Annotated in this window: 22 protein-coding genes; 12 read left to right on the forward strand and 10 right to left on the reverse strand. The window is 62.3% G+C overall.

Annotated elements, in window-relative coordinates:
- Positions 1-21: 21 nt before the first annotated feature.
- Together JG746_RS21815 and JG746_RS21820 are read right to left on the reverse strand one after the other, a co-directional pair.
- A complete protein-coding gene (locus JG746_RS21815) occupies positions 22-630 on the reverse strand; it encodes a class I SAM-dependent DNA methyltransferase (protein ID WP_202354621.1) in 609 nt (202 codons plus the stop codon).
- Between the two features lie 39 nt (positions 631-669).
- Positions 670-831 carry a hypothetical protein gene (locus JG746_RS21820; RefSeq protein ID WP_202354622.1) on the reverse strand — a complete coding sequence of 54 codons (162 nt, stop codon included), beginning with the start codon at positions 829-831 and terminating at the stop codon, positions 670-672.
- A 105-nt stretch (positions 832-936) separates the two neighbouring features.
- Between JG746_RS21820 and JG746_RS21825 the strand changes: the two genes are divergently transcribed.
- The 3 genes from JG746_RS21825 (at position 937) to JG746_RS21835 (ending at position 2,852) form a co-directional block, all read left to right on the forward strand.
- A complete protein-coding gene (locus JG746_RS21825; RefSeq protein ID WP_202354623.1) occupies positions 937-1,848 on the forward strand; it encodes a LysR substrate-binding domain-containing protein in 912 nt (303 codons plus the stop codon).
- Between the two features lie 32 nt (positions 1,849-1,880).
- Positions 1,881-2,264, forward strand: a complete 384-nt coding sequence (locus tag JG746_RS21830; RefSeq protein ID WP_202354624.1) for a VOC family protein — start codon at positions 1,881-1,883, stop codon at positions 2,262-2,264.
- Positions 2,265-2,663: 399 nt separating this feature from the next.
- On the forward strand, positions 2,664-2,852 hold the full coding sequence (locus tag JG746_RS21835) for a hypothetical protein (protein ID WP_202354625.1): 189 nt from the start codon (positions 2,664-2,666) through the stop codon (positions 2,850-2,852).
- Between the two features lie 31 nt (positions 2,853-2,883).
- Here the strand turns inward: JG746_RS21835 and JG746_RS21840 are convergent, their stop codons facing one another.
- Entirely contained in the window at positions 2,884-3,954 is a 1,071-nt protein-coding gene (locus tag JG746_RS21840; protein ID WP_202354626.1) for a glycoside hydrolase family 25 protein, read from the reverse strand.
- A gap of 234 nt (positions 3,955-4,188) precedes the next feature.
- Between JG746_RS21840 and JG746_RS21845 the strand changes: the two genes are divergently transcribed.
- Both JG746_RS21845 and JG746_RS21850 read left to right on the forward strand, forming a co-directional pair.
- Positions 4,189-5,172 (forward strand): DUF1402 family protein, encoded by a 984-nt coding sequence (locus JG746_RS21845; protein WP_244730375.1) that lies wholly within the window; start codon positions 4,189-4,191, stop codon positions 5,170-5,172.
- 24 nt (positions 5,173-5,196) lie between these two features.
- Positions 5,197-5,826, forward strand: coding sequence for a DedA family protein (locus tag JG746_RS21850; RefSeq protein ID WP_202354627.1), 630 nt, complete (start codon positions 5,197-5,199; stop codon positions 5,824-5,826).
- Here JG746_RS21850 and JG746_RS21855 read toward each other — a convergent pair.
- The 3 genes from JG746_RS21855 to JG746_RS21865 form a co-directional block, all read right to left on the reverse strand.
- Positions 5,823-6,614, reverse strand: coding sequence for a phosphodiester glycosidase family protein (locus tag JG746_RS21855; protein ID WP_202354628.1), 792 nt, complete (start codon positions 6,612-6,614; stop codon positions 5,823-5,825). The genes JG746_RS21850 and JG746_RS21855 overlap by 4 nt on opposite strands.
- A 121-nt stretch (positions 6,615-6,735) precedes the next feature.
- Positions 6,736-7,362: a transglutaminase-like cysteine peptidase gene (locus JG746_RS21860; protein ID WP_202354629.1), complete on the reverse strand. Its 627-nt coding sequence runs from the start codon at positions 7,360-7,362 to the stop codon at positions 6,736-6,738.
- Between the two features lie 134 nt (positions 7,363-7,496).
- Positions 7,497-8,369 carry an undecaprenyl-diphosphate phosphatase gene (locus JG746_RS21865; RefSeq protein ID WP_202354630.1) on the reverse strand — a complete coding sequence of 291 codons (873 nt, stop codon included), beginning with the start codon at positions 8,367-8,369 and terminating at the stop codon, positions 7,497-7,499.
- Between the two features lie 166 nt (positions 8,370-8,535).
- Between JG746_RS21865 and JG746_RS21870 the strand changes: the two genes are divergently transcribed.
- Positions 8,536-9,441, forward strand: a complete 906-nt coding sequence (locus JG746_RS21870; RefSeq protein WP_202354631.1) for a hypothetical protein — start codon at positions 8,536-8,538, stop codon at positions 9,439-9,441.
- A gap of 6 nt (positions 9,442-9,447) precedes the next feature.
- Here the strand turns inward: JG746_RS21870 and JG746_RS21875 are convergent, their stop codons facing one another.
- Complete coding sequence (locus JG746_RS21875) at positions 9,448-9,660, reverse strand: hypothetical protein (protein ID WP_202354632.1); 213 nt, start codon at positions 9,658-9,660, stop codon at positions 9,448-9,450.
- A gap of 151 nt (positions 9,661-9,811) precedes the next feature.
- Positions 9,812-10,210 (reverse strand): GFA family protein, encoded by a 399-nt coding sequence (locus tag JG746_RS21880; protein ID WP_202354633.1) that lies wholly within the window; start codon positions 10,208-10,210, stop codon positions 9,812-9,814.
- A gap of 113 nt (positions 10,211-10,323) precedes the next feature.
- On the opposite strand from JG746_RS21880, the gene JG746_RS21885 reads away from it, so the two are divergent.
- Positions 10,324-11,352 carry an isopenicillin N synthase family dioxygenase gene (locus JG746_RS21885; protein ID WP_202354634.1) on the forward strand — a complete coding sequence of 343 codons (1,029 nt, stop codon included), beginning with the start codon at positions 10,324-10,326 and terminating at the stop codon, positions 11,350-11,352.
- Between the two features lie 97 nt (positions 11,353-11,449).
- Here JG746_RS21885 and JG746_RS21890 read toward each other — a convergent pair whose 3' ends face one another.
- Entirely contained in the window at positions 11,450-11,698 is a 249-nt protein-coding gene (locus tag JG746_RS21890) for a ParB N-terminal domain-containing protein (protein ID WP_023669061.1), read from the reverse strand.
- Between the two features lie 162 nt (positions 11,699-11,860).
- Between JG746_RS21890 and JG746_RS21895 the strand changes: the two genes are divergently transcribed.
- A complete protein-coding gene (locus JG746_RS21895) occupies positions 11,861-12,277 on the forward strand; it encodes an acyl-CoA thioesterase (RefSeq protein ID WP_202354635.1) in 417 nt (138 codons plus the stop codon).
- A gap of 15 nt (positions 12,278-12,292) precedes the next feature.
- Here the strand turns inward: JG746_RS21895 and JG746_RS21900 are convergent, their stop codons facing one another.
- Positions 12,293-13,252, reverse strand: coding sequence for a LysR family transcriptional regulator (locus JG746_RS21900; protein WP_202354636.1), 960 nt, complete (start codon positions 13,250-13,252; stop codon positions 12,293-12,295).
- 138 nt (positions 13,253-13,390) lie between these two features.
- Here JG746_RS21900 and JG746_RS21905 point away from each other — a divergent pair, with 138 nt between their 5' ends.
- The 4 genes from JG746_RS21905 (at position 13,391) to JG746_RS21920 (ending at position 16,318) form a co-directional block, all read left to right on the forward strand.
- Entirely contained in the window at positions 13,391-14,173 is a 783-nt protein-coding gene (locus JG746_RS21905) for an ABC transporter substrate-binding protein (RefSeq protein WP_202354637.1), read from the forward strand.
- Between the two features lie 64 nt (positions 14,174-14,237).
- Complete coding sequence (locus JG746_RS21910; RefSeq protein ID WP_202354638.1) at positions 14,238-14,885, forward strand: amino acid ABC transporter permease; 648 nt, start codon at positions 14,238-14,240, stop codon at positions 14,883-14,885.
- A gap of 12 nt (positions 14,886-14,897) precedes the next feature.
- On the forward strand, positions 14,898-15,557 hold the full coding sequence (locus JG746_RS21915; RefSeq protein WP_202354639.1) for an amino acid ABC transporter permease: 660 nt from the start codon (positions 14,898-14,900) through the stop codon (positions 15,555-15,557).
- Entirely contained in the window at positions 15,554-16,318 is a 765-nt protein-coding gene (locus tag JG746_RS21920) for an amino acid ABC transporter ATP-binding protein (RefSeq protein ID WP_274609308.1), read from the forward strand. The genes JG746_RS21915 and JG746_RS21920 overlap by 4 nt, the downstream gene beginning before the upstream one ends.
- Positions 16,319-16,324: the final 6 nt, after the last annotated feature.

A 16,324-nucleotide genomic window follows, 5' to 3' on the forward strand; every position in this document is an offset into this window, starting at 1 on the left:
AGGAGAAGAGAAAAGATCCCTTCATGCCGGCCTTACAGTCAGGAAGGTGTTCCATTCCTCGCTGTTGCGGCCAATGTTGAAATCGTCCCTGAGAAGCACCAGCCCGGCGGCTTCGAGACGGGCCGCGAAGTCGTCCCTGCGCCAGTAGACCGTGTGATACTCGCCTGATGCCTCGCCATCGCCATTGCGCATCGATACGAGGAAGGCGCCGCCGGGCCGCAGCGACCGGGCTATCTTGCCGAGCACCTGGTCGATCTGGTCGCGCGGCACATGGATCAGAACCGCGAGCGCCAGGACGGCGTCATAGGGGCCGCCGAGATCGTCGGTGAGGAGATCGAGAAGCTCACCGTGTTTGCCGCGCGCGGCCTGCAGTTCGAGAAACCGTTTTGTCGCGTCGGTACGGCGAACCTTGACGCCCAGGTCTTCCAGAAAGTCCGCATCGTATCCGGCTCCCGACCCGACTTCGAGAATCCGGCCTGACGTGCCGGCAATCGCCACAAACCGCTTCAGCGATGCCTGCTCTCTCTCGTTGGGAACATGCCGCACGATGGCATCGTAGCGATCGGCATAATCCTCATAGGCGCTGATCGTTTGGCGGCTCTTCTCCAGAGCTTGCGACAACTCATCCATCTTTCCCTCCCTTGCGTCCATGTGAGTCAAAAAACTTCTTCAGCGAATGGTGCCGGGAGGCACGTGTCCGTCGAGCACGCCGATATCGCGCAGGAAATGATCCGACAGCGAACGCTGGTCGAGCAGGCCGCGCCTGCGGGGTCTGAACGGCGCGGTAAAGAGGTCGAGCACCGGTCGGCGAAGCGTGTTGTAGAGGGTCATTGCCGTGGTCCTTTCGGGTTCGTGTTGATGACCAGAGCATGCCTGTTCGCGGCCTTGGATTCCAATCGAACGTCGCGTACCATGCATCAGGAGGATTGATGCGTCATGAGTTGGGAACTACCGCCCTTAGGGGCCATCCGGGTCTTTGAAGCCGCAGCCAGACTGGGCAGTTTCACCAAGGCGGCCGAAGAACTCGGCATGACCCAATCGGCGGCCAGCTATCAGATCAAGGTGCTGGAAGAACGTGCCGGAACGCCGCTTTTCATAAGAAAAACAAGGCAGATTGCCTTGACCGAGGCCGGCCAGCAGTTGGCGCCGCATGCTTCCGGCGCGTTCTCGGCGCTGGCGGATGCGTGGGTCGTCACCAAGGGCGGAGCGACCGGCGTGCTGTCGGTGACGACCATGGAAACCTTTGCGACGAACTGGCTGGCCGTGTGGCTCGGAACATTCCAGTTGATGCATCCCGATCTTGCGGTGAAGGTCAATACATCGCCCCGGCTGGTCGATTTCGCACGCGAGGACATGGACATCGGCATCCGGACCGGCACCGGAAATTGGCCCGGTCTGACTGCGCACTATCTGTTCAAGGCCGACTACACGCCCATGCTCAGCCCAAAACTGGCCGAAAGCGTGGGCGGCATCCGCCGCCCCGAGGATCTCTACAAGGTGCCGCTGTGCTGCGCCGACGATCCCTGGTGGAAAATCTGGTTCGAAGCCGCCGGTGTGCCTTTCGAACCCGATCGCGTCATTGCGGGCCCGATGCTGGGTTCGCAGGCCTATGATGCAATGGCGGCTTTGACCGATCGGGGCGCGGCCATCCTCACCCGCAATATCTACAGCGCCCTGCTGGCGAACGGTCAGTTGATACAGCCGTTCGACGTCCTTGGATCCGACGGCGACGGCTATTGGCTGGTGCATCTGGAAAGCCGCCGCAACACACCGAAGATCAAGGTGTTCCGGGATTGGGTGCTGGCCCAGACCGCGGAGATTCGGGTGCAGGAAGCGCGCCAGACATAGGCTTGCAAGGCTCACTCGCGACAGAGGACCGGATGATCGATCACATAACCATCGAAGTGGGCGACCTGGAGAAGAGCAGGCTCTTCTACGAACGCGCTTTCGCGCCCTTGGGATATCGCCTGTCCTTCGGCAAGGAAGGCGTGTTCTGGGCCTTCGACGTCGGCAATGGCTGCCTGTTCGAAATCCAGCGAACCGGCGAGGCGCCGCCGCTCACCCATCTGCATGTTGCCTTCCGCGTCGGCAGCAAGGCGGAGGTCGATGCGTTCCACCAGTCGGCGCTGGTAGCCGGCGCCAAAGACAATGGCGCACCCGGCCCGCGTCCCGACTATGCGGTGAACTACTACGCCTGCTTCGTGCTCGACCCCGACGGCTACAACATCGAGGCGATGGTCAACGAGCCCGCGGCTGCATCCTAGGGCGCCAATAAGAGCCGAGGATGAAGGGTGATATGAATCTCGCTTCTTTCTGCCCTCGGCCAGCCACCCCGCGTTGCGCGCGGCCCGGCATCGGCAGATCGGTTGATCCAGATCAACGCGAACGCATCGCCCGTGCTGTCTCCTTGGCTATCATCCCAAGGAGAACGAACGTGTCGACTTACGACCTCATGGTTATCACCGCTGTCCTGCTCAGCTTCGCGTCATTTTCGGCAGTCCTGGCTTTCGCCACCTTCGACGAATCGCGTCGCCGTCACTCAAGGTAAGACGATCGGACCGGTTGGATGGGCGGCCATCCACACGATGAAGTGATATAGGTGCAATTTGACGGCGGATCAGATGAAATGACAACGTCTGGAAGATAACAACCGGGAAGCGGCCATGGGCGACGAAACCGACGACGACACCGACATCGTCAACCAGCTCGCCTATGTCAGGGCCGATCCCACCCAGCACGATACGATTACGCTCCTCACCATGATCGATGCCGCGATCGCCGAGATCATGGCATTGAGGAGACAGCTGCGGCTGAGCGAGGACAGGAATGCCGGGGGCAACCAGCTCCAATAGACGGCGGGACTGAGCGAAGGGCGACGCGAACCTAGTCCGCGTCGGCCATCATCTGACGGCCGCCGCCGCCGGCCCAGGCGCGCCATTGCCGTTCATCACCATGGAAGACATTGAGGTCGATGCGTCCGGTCACGCCGTGCGACAGGCCTGAGCCGGAATACTGCCAGAACAGCCATTTGCGGCCGGGATAGACCTTTGACGGGTGCCGCGCCACCGCGCGCAGCCAGAACGGGTAGTCGAGGAAAGCGCCCTGGAGGTTGTCGCGATAGAAATCCGGCGCGGTGTAGATGATCGGACGCTGGCCGTAATGGCGTTCAAGCTTGTCCATGAACACCTGCATCTTCTCCAGCACCTTTTCGCGCGACGGGCGCCGCTTGCAGCTGGACTCGCCGTTCCACTCGACGTCGATCACCGGCGGCAACGCGCCATCGACCTTCGGCACATTGCGGATGAACCAGTCGGCCTGCTCGCCGGCGGTGCGGCACCAGTAGAAGAAATGATAGGCGCCGCGCTTCAGCCCGGCGGCATCGGCATTGCGCCAGTTCTTCATGAACATCGGATCGAGATGATCGCCGCCGTCGGTCGCCTTGATGTAGGCGAAGTTGGCGCCCTGGGCGCGCAGCTTTTCCCAGTTCACGTCGCCTTGCCAGCGCGATACGTCGACGCCATGCACGGCAAGATGACGGGGCGACGAGCGGCCGAAATTGATCGGCTTGGCATCGCGAAAGCCGTAGCGCATGATTGATCCAGCAAACATGGGCGGCCCGTTGCGGCTCAATAACTTCGATGGCGACACCAACGCAGCCGCTTCGACCGGCGGCTCGACGCTGTCGGGCAACTCTGGTGTCGTGAGCATCACCGTTTCTTCTTCCGCCAGGCCAAAAGGCCGAGCAGGTTCGTCCACGGGCGCTGCCTCGATTCGCTTATGTGCCTTGGCTTTGGCCACGGGGACAGACGCAATCGGCGCGCTTGGCCGCACCACCGAACTGGTGGTTTCATTCGACGGCTTCTGCATGTCGAGCGCGTCCATGCCCGACGTCGACGAGCAGCCGGCGAGGCATAGCGATGCGATCACGAAACTGATGGCGCCTGGTAACCGCATCTGGACCTGTACTCAGAACACAACAGACCGAAGGCAACGGCCGACGGACAACCGGGCCAGTTATGAACGAGAAATTACCAATAAAGTTTGAATCAATTTTTTACCATGACTGTGGCCCGTTTCAGACATCGCCATCGGCGGCGGCCCAGCCTTGACAGTGCCATGATGTGGCTGTTGAGACGGGAAGCGGCGATTGCCGCAGGCATTTCCCACGATTTCTAGAAAAGGCGCCCGATGATTGCGTTGCAGCGGCTTCTCCCGATCCTCCTGCTCGCGGCCCTGTCCTGCGGCGGCGCGCTGCTGGCCGAGGCCGCGCATGCCAGCGCGCTGATCGTCGTTCCCCCCGGCAATCGCTCCGAGACGCAACCGCAGATACCGGATGCATCGGCGACGCGAACCCGCGCCTTCAAGACCACCTATGCGGAAAAATACGAGAAGATCGTCGCGCTGCTGAAACGCGAGAAGAAGCTGGTGGCGCATATCAAGCAGGTCGCGGCGGCTTACGATATCGACCCTATCCATATCGTCGGCGCGCTGGTCGGCGAACACACCTACAATGTGACGGCCGTCGGCTCGGTCCAGACCTATTATGTGAAGGCGCTGTCCTATTCCGGCCTCGACTTTGCCTTCCGCTACAAGGGCGTGCCGGTGCAGACCTTCGTGCAGCGGCCGGAATTCGCCGCCTGTGCGCAGGCGAAAGACAGCGCCACTCTGTGGAGCTGCCGCGACAGGGTCTGGGTCGAACATTTCCGCGGCAAGACCGTCGACGGCGTCGCCTATGACGCCCAGACCTTCCAGCAAGCCTTCTTCCAGCCCTTCTTCGCCGGCCAGACATTCGGCCTCGGCCAGATCAGCCCGCTGACCGCGCTCGAGGTCACCGATCTGGTCAACAAGGTCAGCGGCTACGACAAGCTCACGCCCGATCATCCGCAGGCGATCTATCGCGATGTCATGGATCCCGACCGCAGCATCGTCTACATCGCCGCGATCGTGCGCGACGCCATCGACGCCTACAAGGAACAGGGCTTCGACATCTCCGGCAATCCAGGCATCACCGCGACGCTCTACAATGTCGGCCAGCCCCGGCAGCGGGCGGCGGACCTGCGCGCGGCGGTTGCCGGCGGCAAGGGCCGCAAGCTGCCGGTCGAGAATTATTACGGCTGGCTCGTCAACGACAAGCTCGACGAACTCAGGAGCCTGCTCGACAGCGGCAGCTGACAAACGCTTTTAACAGGAGCTTGCGTGCAGTCGTTCATCGACCAGAGCGTTTGTTTCATCGAGAACCACCAGGCGTGGGCCGGTCTCGTGGTCGGGCTGCTGGCCTTCGGCGAGTCACTCGTGCTTGTCGGCATCCTCTTGCCCGGCACCACGGTGCTCATCATCGTCGGCGGCCTGGTCGGGGCCGGCATCGTCCAGCCTTTGCCCGTTCTTCTGGCCGCGATGATCGGGGCGGCACTCGGCGATACCATCTCCTATTTCCTCGGCAGATGGCTGGGACGGGGCGTCGTCCACAAATGGCCGCTCAACCGCTACCGCCGCGAGGTCGCCAGGGCACGGCTGTTCTTCCACCGCTATGGTTTTGCCGCGGTTTTCGTCGGCCGTTTCTTCGGCCCGGTCCGCGCCACCGTGCCGCTGGTCGCGGGCATGATGGGCATGCACCGGCGCCGCTTCCAGATCGCCAACATCCTGTCGGCGATCATCTGGGCGCCGGTCGTGCTGTCGCCGGGATGGCTGGTGGCCAAGGGCGCCGGCAGCGTCCCCGAGCTCGATGTGACCAGCCTGTTCGGGCTGGCGGCGATCGCCGTAGTCGCCTTGATCGTCGTTGCGGTGATCATTTTCAAGTTTCGGGGCAAACGAACCGCCCGGGCCTAACCCCTCTTCCTGAACACCCCGATCATCGGCCCCAGATTCCAGTAATCGTCGTTGCGGCCGATCGCGGGCGCGAACAGGCTCGATATCGTGCCGTCGAGAAACAACGCATTGTCGCAGCCGAGCGCATCGCGGAACAGCCGGGCGAATGCATGGAAATTCACCGTGCCGTTCGAAATGGCAAAGACCGCGACACCGTCCTTGCGCACCCCGACGCCGTCGCGGGTCTTGCGCGAGGTGCCGTCGGACTGGAATTTCGGATGGAGCTGGCCGTCGATCACCAGCATCGGTCCCGATTGCGTGGCGTAGTCGGTGGACGGCCGCTTCCTGACGAAGTCGCTTGTTGCCCGGACGGAGGCCTTGCCGCCGCTGATGTAGAAGATGCCATTCGGCTGCAGCGAAAAATTGCCGCTCCCCGATCCCGTCTTAACACCGGCCATTTCCTGGCCACGCTCGACATAGAGGCCGACCGGCCTGAGGTCGGGATGGTACATGCCGGCATTGATGGCGAACAGCATGGTGCGGCCGGCCGCGCGCTGGGCAGCGTCGAGATTGTGCAGCGATTGGAAAGGCTTGCCGGCCGGATCCTTCCAGAACAGCTCGATCGAATACAGCTTCGGATCGACCTCGCAGACGAGATAGCTGGTCGCCTCGAAGGCGAAGTCGCGGCACGGCGGCAGCGACACGAACCATTGGCTGAACGCTATTGTACCGGCGACGGCCTGCGGCAGCGCGGCTTTGATCAGGCCGAGCAGCAGGGGCGCCGAGTCGAGAAGTGTCAGAAAGTCCATGCGCCTGCGAATGCCAGCTTCAATCAGCTGTCGTGGTTATCACCACTTGCTGGCGCCATGGAAGACCGGCACGAAAGGATCGGACGTGGTTCACCCCCCGGACGCGGCGGAGCCGATCAGACTATTTGACGGCGCTGACCAGCTGTTCGTCGCCACCCAGGATGGAGACCCAGTGTCCGGTGTCGTCGCTCGCCTGCCGTTTCAGGTAGCGATAGCTGGTCTGGTTCCAGAGGCGGACCTTGTCGGTCAGATTGTCGAGGATGAAGTCGCCCTTGTCGGTGCGCACCGTCAGCACGGCGTGACCCTCGCCATCAGGCTTGCGGACCACCGTCATCAAGAGATTGGCTATGGCAATGCCCAGGCTGTTGAGCTCACGCCGCTTTTCCAGCGCGTAATCCTCGCAATCGCCAAAGCCGTTGTCCGGATAGGCCCACCACTCGTCCTTGCCGTAATTGTCCATGTCGCTCATCGGCTTGACGCGCGTGTTGACCGAGAGATTCACGGCAGAGATATCGTGCAGCAGCTTGCTGTTCAGGTGTTCCGGGACACTGTTGGGCGAGCGGATCGAGCATTCGGCGACATGGATCTTGCAAAAATCATAGTGGCCGATCGGCTGGGAGGTCGAGCCGCCGACGATCATGGAAGCAGGCGCGGCATAGGCCGAACCCGCCACCGAACAGAAAGCGGTCACGACAACCGCCAGCCCCAGCCCCTTCGCCTTGCGGCGCCAACCCATCGAGGATGCCATCCGGCCCCACCCATCTGTTTTGTTAACAGAATGTTAAGGGCTGTTATATTCCGAAGTCAACCAACCCTGGCGATCACATCTCCGAGGGATCGACTCACGCGCTCAACTGGTGCCGTCACGCAACACTGGGCCGGCTAAGCCAGCCACCCCAACGCCAGGCCGAACAACAGGACGACGCCGAGCAGGCCGCGATAGATGACGAAAGGCCAGGCGGAGAAGCGTTCCAGCACCCGCATCAGCCCCCAGATGGCAAAGAAGGCGGAAATCGAGGCGACGACCAGCCCAGTGGCAAGAACCGACCAGCCATGGGCGTCGAGGTGAACCTTGTGCAGTTCCCACAGTTCCTTGAGACCGGCAAGCGCGATCGCCGGCAGCCCGAGCAGGAACGAGAAACGCGCCGCCTCGGCCCGCTTGAAGCCAAGCCCAAGCGCGGCCGTCAGGGTCGAGCCCGAGCGCGAGACGCCGGGGATCAGCGCGCCGATCTGCGCGACGCCGACAAGCAGCGCGTCGGCGAGCGAAGCTTCGCCGATCGTCCGCTTGTGGCGGGCGAAAATCTCGGCGAGCGCCAGCAGGATCGCCATGACGATACAGGACCAGCCGATCACGCTCAGGCTGCGCAGCGGCGAATTGCAGGCGTTGAGAACCCCCGATAACGCGACGCCGGCAATGACGATCGGGATCGTCGCCAGCACGATCCATGAAACCAGCTGGAAATGCCGGTCGGAAAAATCGCGGCGCACGAGAGCGTCGAGCGAGCCAAACAGGAGATCCCTGACATCACCCCAGAAATAGCTGATCACGGCGGCAAGGGCGGCAAGCTGCATGGCGGCGGAGAAGGCGGAGCCAGGGTCCTGCCAGCCGAGCACCGCCGGCACGATGCGCATATGGGCGGTCGAGGAAATCGGCAGCAATTCGGTGATGCCTTGCACAAGGCCGAGAAAAGCGACCTTGGCAAATCCCAGGCCGACAAAGCCGGTGTCTACGCCTTGAGTGCAGATGTCAGCCATGTCGAGCCTTTCTGTCGAATAGTCATGCGGGTCGATCCCCGCCGAGCAATAGTCTGGCGATCCCCGGAATCCTATTTACGGATTTGTAAGGCGCCGCTTGACAAGCCGCCCGTTCATATTATTCTCTGCTAATCTTACACTGTAAGTTAAATGACGGAGGAGAGCCGTGCCGACCGCCCTGTCAGAGTTACAGCCCCTGCCCGAACCGCACCCGCCTGGCATCGCGATCGAGGATGTCTCGCGCGACCTCAGCCGGATTATCGAGCGCGCGGAGGTGAACGCCTGGCTCGACCTCTATGCCGCCGCGCCGGCCGATTTCGCCGCAAGGCAAGGCCTTTCGATAGCGGGAGAAGGCGACCTCACCTGGACCACCTGCACGACGATCCCCTTCGTCCATTTCAACTGCGTGAAGAATTTCGGCGTCGACAGCCCGGCCTCGGAAAGCCGGCTCGACGCGCTACTGGCGCATTATCGCGCCGCCGGCATTTCGCGACCCTGGTTCTATGTCAATCCGCACACCGAACCATCACGCCTGCGATGCTGGCTCGAGGCGCGCGGCCTGCAGCGCCAGGGTGGATGGGAGCGAATTTACCGCGAGGCCGAACCGCTCCCGTCCGAGCCGCTCTTCACGGTTGACGGGGTTTCGGTCGAACGCGTGACGAAGGTGTCGGCAAGCGACTGGGCCGGCTTCATCGACAGAAGCTACCGGTTGCCCACCTCGCCCTGGCTGCTGGCGCTGGTCGGCCGACAGGGCTGGCATCACTACATGGCCAGGCGGAATGGCGCGGTGGCGGCGGTGCGCTCGCTGTTCATCGGCGCCGACGGTGCGGCCTGGAGCGGCATCGAAGCGCCGGTGCCGGGCATCATGGCGCCGAGCTTCGACCTCGACGCGGTGCTTGGAGAAGCGCTGGTGCGAGACGGGATTGCGGCCGGCGCGAAACTGTTCGTCGCAGACATCGAGGCGCCGCACGAGGAGCGCGACGGCCCGGCCTATCGCAACTACGCACGGCTGGGCTTCCGAATCGCCTATTTCCGCAGCCATTACAGCTATTTGGCGCCTAGCTCCAACTGACCGCGCCTAACTGCGCAGCCATTGCTGGAAACAACTTTTGGCCACGATATGGGCTGGCGGAACGACCGGCAGATCGGCGCGCGTGTCATCGGTTGCCTTGCTGCGGGCCCGTTCGAGCAGCATGCGCACCTGTTCCGGGCGCACTCGGTCGCGCTCCATGACAAGCAGGACCATCGGATCGCTCAAAAGCTCGTCCAGGGTGCTGATGCTGTCGTTCATCCGTCGTCTCCTCGAATGCCGGCCCGCGCAGCATAGATAGGAAGACAATGATGGCCCACCAATGACGTTTTGCCGGCTATGGCGTGGTGTTTTGGATTAATTTTTGGTCATGGTTTCACCTTTCCCTTCTCCTCTCGAGGAGAAGGGAAACTTAGCCCGGGGGCGGAGCACCTTCGTGTTGCGGCAGGCCGTCATCGAGCACCACCCAGGGCTGTTTCGAGGCGGTGAAAATATGCATCTGCGGCCTGAAGAAAGTGGGATCGTCGAGCGAGCCGGTGGTGATGCCGATGATGCCGGCGGAGTCGCGCCGCGAAAACATCGTCGTGCCACAGCTTGGGCAAAACCCGCGCTTGAGATCGGGCGAAGTGTTCACGGTCGCCAGGGACCCCTCGATCGTCACGTCATCGATGCGAAACAGCACGCGCGCGTTGAAAGCTGCGCCGATCGCCTTCTGGCAAAGCCGGCAATGGCAGACCCGTTCGTTGATGGGCGCCGCGTCGGCGCTGTAGCGCACCGCTCCGCACAGGCACCCGCCCTGATATTTAGCCATCACCGTTATCCATGACGAGAGTGTGCGGTCGAGGTAAATGGCGAGACCGATTGGGTCAATTGAAAAGCTTTGATACAACGCCATCGATTACCGTGATGGGCGGAATTTCAGCCATGACGCAAGACATCGAGACCATCGGCATTGCGGATCTGTTCGGGCCGCCCTCGCCCGGTCGCGACCGCGCCGACGCCAGCATCATGGCCGCCGCCTCGGGCATCGGCTTCATGGCGGTCCGGGACTTTCCCGGCGACGCCTGGCTGACGCCGGACAACAGAGCGCGATTGCTGCGCATCTTCGCCCTTCCGGATGCCGAGAAGCAGAAATTGCTGCGCTGGAATTTCGACCGCACCAGGAAGAACGTCTATCGTGGCTGGTTTCCGCTGCAGCCGACGGCCGTTTCCTACAAGGAAGGCATCGACATGGGCCCGGATATCGCCGCGGCGGCGCATGTTTCGCTATCCGACGATCCGTTGTGCGAGCCGACGCCCTTGCCGGCCGAGGACGCCTTGCCCGGCTGGCGTATGGCGGCAGCGGACTATTATCGAGCAATGGAGATGGTAGGCAACGCACTGATGCGGTCGATCGCGCGCGGGCTTGGCCTGCCGGAAACGATCTTCGACCCTTATTTCGAGCACGGCATTTCGACGCTGCGCCTGATCCGCTATCCCTTGCGTGACGCCAATGCCGGCATCGACATCTCCGGGCCTGACTTCTCAGTCGTCCACAAGGGCGAGACACGTACGATCATCGGCCGCGAGCATGCCGATTCCGGTTTCGTCACCTTGCTGGCGCAGGACGGCGTCGAAGGCCTGCAGGCCAAGAACCTCGCCGGCGAATGGATCGACGTGCCGCCCGCCAACGGCACGCTGGCGGTCAATTTCGGCCAGTTGCTGGAGCGCTGGTCCGGCGGGCGTGTGCGGGCGACGCGTCACCGGGTGATCGCACCGAAGACAGCACGGTTCTCGATCCCGTTTTTCTACGAACCGCTTGTCGATGCCGAGATCGCGCCCTTGCCACTGAGCGGCGCCGATCCCTTCGAGCCGTTTCTCTACGGCGACTATCTCTGGGAGTCCGCGACGAATTTCGTCGAGATGAGCGGCATCAAGCATTTGCGCCTGCCACGCCGCGCCAACGCTTCCTGAGCCCAGGCGCGATCGGACGAGCCGACGGAACACAACCCGACAAACCCGGCAACAAATTCTGGAGACCATTGCGATGAGAACCGCGAACCAACTCGCGTCAGTGACGCTTGGCTTGCACCAGATAGGCGTCGATCTCGGTCTCGCCGAGCCACTTGGCCGCCTCCAGTCGATGCAGGCCTTCGACCAGGATGTGGCGCTTGCCGTCGTGGCGGACCTGGATCGGCGTCTTCATGCCGTTCTCCAGAATATCCTCGGCCAGATGCCGGACGGTTTCGGGGTGCAATGTCTTCTTGCGCGCCGTCGGCACGTAGATCTCGTCGACCTTGACCTTCTGCACTCTGAGCATTCTGGTTCCCAAGGCGGAAAATACCGCCTCGCCTGAGATAGTCTCTTTGCCGAAGGCGGCCAAGGGCGCGGCTAACGAATACCAAGCCCGAACCGCCGGTTTGCCTGTCGTCGCGCATTTCGATATGGCGTCTCGCGATCTTCAACGAAGGCGCGGAACTCCATGAGCAAATCTCTCGTCACCTTTGTCGGTGTCGCGCATCCCTGGATGTGCGACGTGATGGGTCACATGAATGTGCGCCACTATGCGGCGATGTTCGACGATGCCAGTTTCCAGCTTCTTGGCCATATCGCCGGACAGGACGGCAGCCAGGCCTCGGCAACCGGATGGGCCGATGTGCGCACCGAAATCGACTATCGCCATGAAACGAGAGCCGGATCGCTGCTGACCATCCGCTCGCATGTGGTGAAGATCGGGCGAACATCCATCATCTTCGAACAGGTGATGTCGGGATCGCTCGACGGCATCGTCCATGCATCGAGCCGGACGACCAGCGTGCGCTTCGACCTTGCCGCGCGTGTCTCGGTGGCGCTGGATGAGCCGATGCGCGGCCGTGCTGCGGCCTATCTCGTCGAGTAGATCAGCCGCGGCTGGTCAACCATTGTAGATCCGCTCCTCGAACGGCGTCTCGTCGATCAGCGCCTGCAGCCCGGACAGCAGCGCCTTCTCGGCGCGGTTCATCGCCTTGTCGGGATTGGTGAGCAGGAAGATATCGATGGCCGGCGGCGCGTCGTAGGGCGGCAGCCGCCACAGCGTGCCATCGGCCACGTCGCGTTGCGCCACATGCAGGGGCAGCGGCCCGATGCCGAGCCCAGCGATGATCATGCGCCGCACCTCCTCCAGGCTGGAGGACACGCCCACGACATCGGCATTCAGCCGGGCTTCGCTGCGCAGCAGGGCAACCGGCCGCAACGCGTCCGAAATATGGTCGGTCTGGAAGGAGACCGAAGGCTCGCCCCGCAGATCGTCAAGCGTCAGTCCGGTTTTCCCGTAGAGCCTGTGCTGTGGGCCGCAGAAGAAGCCGAAGAATTCGCGGTAGACCATCGCATAGTCCAGCGCCGGGTCGCGCTGGCTGACGAGGCAGATGCCGAAGGAGGCACGGCGTTCCCGCACCTGCTTGGCGACTTCGGTGCTTGCCGAAACCGAAATGGTGATGCTGGCGCGCGGATAAATGCGATGAAACTCCGCCAGCGCCCGATCGAACAGTGGTGAGACGACGTGGCTCGCGGTGGCTATCATGACGTGGCCGGTAACGTCGTCGCTAATCCCCCGCATCAAGAGCGGCAGCTGCGATATCGAGCCGAAGACCTCGACGCTCTGCTCATAGATCAGCCGCCCGACCTCGGTGAGTTCGAAGCGTGTCGCGTCGCGCTCGACCAGCCGGCGGCCAACCCTGTCCTCCAGGCGCCGCAAGGCGTTGCTGACGCTCGGCTGCTTGAGGTTGAGGCGCTCGGCGGCACGGGTGATGCTCTTCACCTCCGCGATGACGACGAACGTCCGCAGAAGGTTCCAGTCGAGGTCCCAGACCAGACGTTCGGGGCGCGGCAAGGCCATTCCTGAAATCTATGCTCCTTATTTCCATTATCTATTTGCGCAATGCTTGAGCAAAGGCAATCCTCGGCCTCAGGAGAGCGCCCCCAACGCCTCCCAAGAACAAGCCTTCGCGCTCCATCCAGAGGACCAGAAATTCAGATGAACAAAGTATTTTCCGGCATTGCGGTCGCGGCGCTGCTGCTTGCCTCTGCCTTCCCCACCGTTTCGGCGAGGGCCGACGATCTTGAGAAGATCAAGGCGGCAGGCGAACTGAAGATTTCCATGAGCGGACAGTATCCGCCGTTCAACTTCGTCAACGACCAGAACGAGGTCGTCGGTTTCGACGCCGACATCGGCAAGGCCATCGCCGAACGCATCGGCGTCAAGGGCGCCATCATCACCACGGCCTGGGACGGCATCATCGCCGGGCTGCTGGCCAACAAATATGACACCGTGGTCGGCTCGATGACGATCACGCCAGAGCGTCAGAAAGTGGTCGATTTCGTCGGCCCCTACTACCATGCCGGCCGCGCGGTTTTCGTGAACCAGGATTCCAAGGTGCAGAACCTCGACGAGCTCAAGGGCAAGACGCTCGGCGTAACGCTCGGCGAGACGCACGAAAAGTGGGCGCGCGCACAAGGCGGCTGGGATGTCCGTACCTACAAGGGTCTCCCGGAACTGCTGCTGGAGCTGAAAGCCAGCCGTGTCGACGCGATTGTCGTCGACAACATTCCGGTCATGGTCGCTGTCAAGGAAACCGGCGAGAAGGTGCGCAAGCTCGACACACCCAACATCGAGGGCGGCAGCGTCGCTATCGGTATCGCCATCCGCAAGGACAATCCGGAGCTCAAGGCCGCCATGCAGAAGGCGCTGGACGGCATCATGGCGGACGGCACCTACGAAAAAATCTCCAAGCAATGGGTCGGCAGCGACATCCGCTAATTTCCTGAGGCCTCAGGCGACGCAATTCGCCTGAGGCCAAACGCCATTTTGCCGGGCTTTCCCCATGGATTTCTCCTTGATGAGCCGCGTCTTCCCCTTCTTCGTGGAAGCCGCGCTGGTGACGCTGGAACTGACAGTGCTGGCCCTGGTTCTCGGCCTGCTTGCGGCTGCCCTGGCCGCGGCCGCCAGGATGTCGAGGTCCGCGATCCTGCGTGCCGTTGGCACGGCCTATGTCAGCCTGTTTCGCGGCACGCCCTGCCTCATCCAGCTCTTCGTACTCTATTTCGGCGGTCCGCAGATCGGCATCAATCTGGATCCGTTCTCAGCGGGCGTGATCGGGCTTGGCCTCAACATCGGCGCCTATATGGCCGAATCGATCCGCGGCGCCGTGGTGGCGGTCGACCGGGGCCAGACCGAGGCTGCCCGTACGATCGGCTTCAGCCGTTTGCAGACCTTGCGCAAGGTCGTTCTGCCGCAGGCAGCACGCCTGATGATCCGGCCGCTTGGCGTCAATACGGTCGCGCTGCTGAAGGGCTCGGCATTGGTGTCCACCATCTCCGTTGTGGAGCTGACCTACACCGCCCAACGCTTCATCGGCTCGACTTACAAGCCGTTCGAGATCTTTGGCGTCGCGGCTCTGCTCTACATGGTCATGGTCTACGCCGTCGCCAGCATCGTCGATTTTCTCGACAAGCGCTTTGCAATCGTCTGATCGGAGAGCGCGATGCAAGGTCTCGATTTTACCGTCGTCGCGCCCTATTGGGACCTGCTGTTGACAGGTGCGTGGTGGACCGCCGTGCTGACCGTCTCAGCTGGAGGGTTGAGCTTCGTCTTCGGCATACTGTTTGCCGTCATCGTGCTCTATGCCCCGGCAATCCTCGCCTATCCCGTGCGCGCCTTCATGTGGCTGTTCATGGGCACGCCGCTCTTGCTGCAACTGTTCCTGATCTATTTCGGCCTGGTGCAGGTCGGCATAGACATCCCGGCGCTCGCCGCCGGCATCGTCGGGCTTGGCCTGCATTTCGCCGTCTACAATGCCGATGTCATCCGCGCCGGCATCGTGGCGGTCGATGTCGGCCAGACCGAGGGTGCGCGCAGCATCGGCTTCGGCAAGTGGCAGACGCTGCGCTACGTCGTGATACCGCAAGCCATCCGCAACACGGCTCCGCCGATCGGCGGCAACCTGATCGCGCTGTTGAAGGAATCCTCCATCGTCTCGGTCATCGGTATCGCTGAGTTGGTCCATTCGGCCCAGCTGGCGATCAGCGAAACCTTCCGCCCCTTTGAGTTCTACATCACGGCCGCCGCGCTCTACTACGTTCTCAATCTCGTGCTCGAAGCGGGCCTGCGTCGCTTCGAACGCAATGTGGAGGTTTCCCGATGAGCTTGCGGCAGCCGATGGTCGAGGTTCGTGGTGCACGCAAATCCTTTGGCGCCGTCGAGGTCCTGAAGGGCATAGATTTGTCGATCGAACGTGGGCAGATCGTGGCGATCATCGGGCCGAGCGGCTCCGGCAAGAGCACGCTGCTGCGCTCGATCAACCATCTTGAGACGTTGAACGGTGGCGAAGTCTGGCTGGATGGCATGCAGGTCAACCAGCCGCTTCGCGGCCAGGCTTTCGAACGGCACATCAACAGGGTGCGCCAGCAGATGGGCATGGTGTTCCAGCACTTCAATCTGTTCCCGCACCTGACCGTCATCGAGAACATCACCATGGGGCCGGTGATCCTGAAAGGCATGGCGAAAGGCGAGGCTCGGGCTTTGGCGCACGGGCTTTTGTCCAAGGTCGGACTCGCCGACAAGATCGACGCCTATCCCTCCAGGCTTTCGGGCGGCCAGAAGCAGCGCGTAGCGATTGCGCGTGCGCTGGCCATGCAGCCCAAGGTGATGCTGTTCGACGAGGCCACCTCGGCGCTCGACCCGGAACTGGTCGACGAAGTCAACGCGGTGATGAAACAGCTTGCCGCCGAACACATGACCATGCTCATCGTAACGCATGAAATGCGCTTTGCCGGTGAGGTGGCCGACAGGGTGCTGTTCATGGATGGCGGCGTGGTCGTCGAGGAAGGCCCGCCGGCCGACATTTTCCGCGCGCCACAGAAGGAACGCACCCGCGGCTTTCTCAAGAAATATCTTTCCGCCTGAGTACGA

The organism is Mesorhizobium sp. 113-3-3, from assembly GCF_016756495.1.
In the GTDB taxonomy this organism is placed as follows: domain Bacteria; phylum Pseudomonadota; class Alphaproteobacteria; order Rhizobiales; family Rhizobiaceae; genus Mesorhizobium.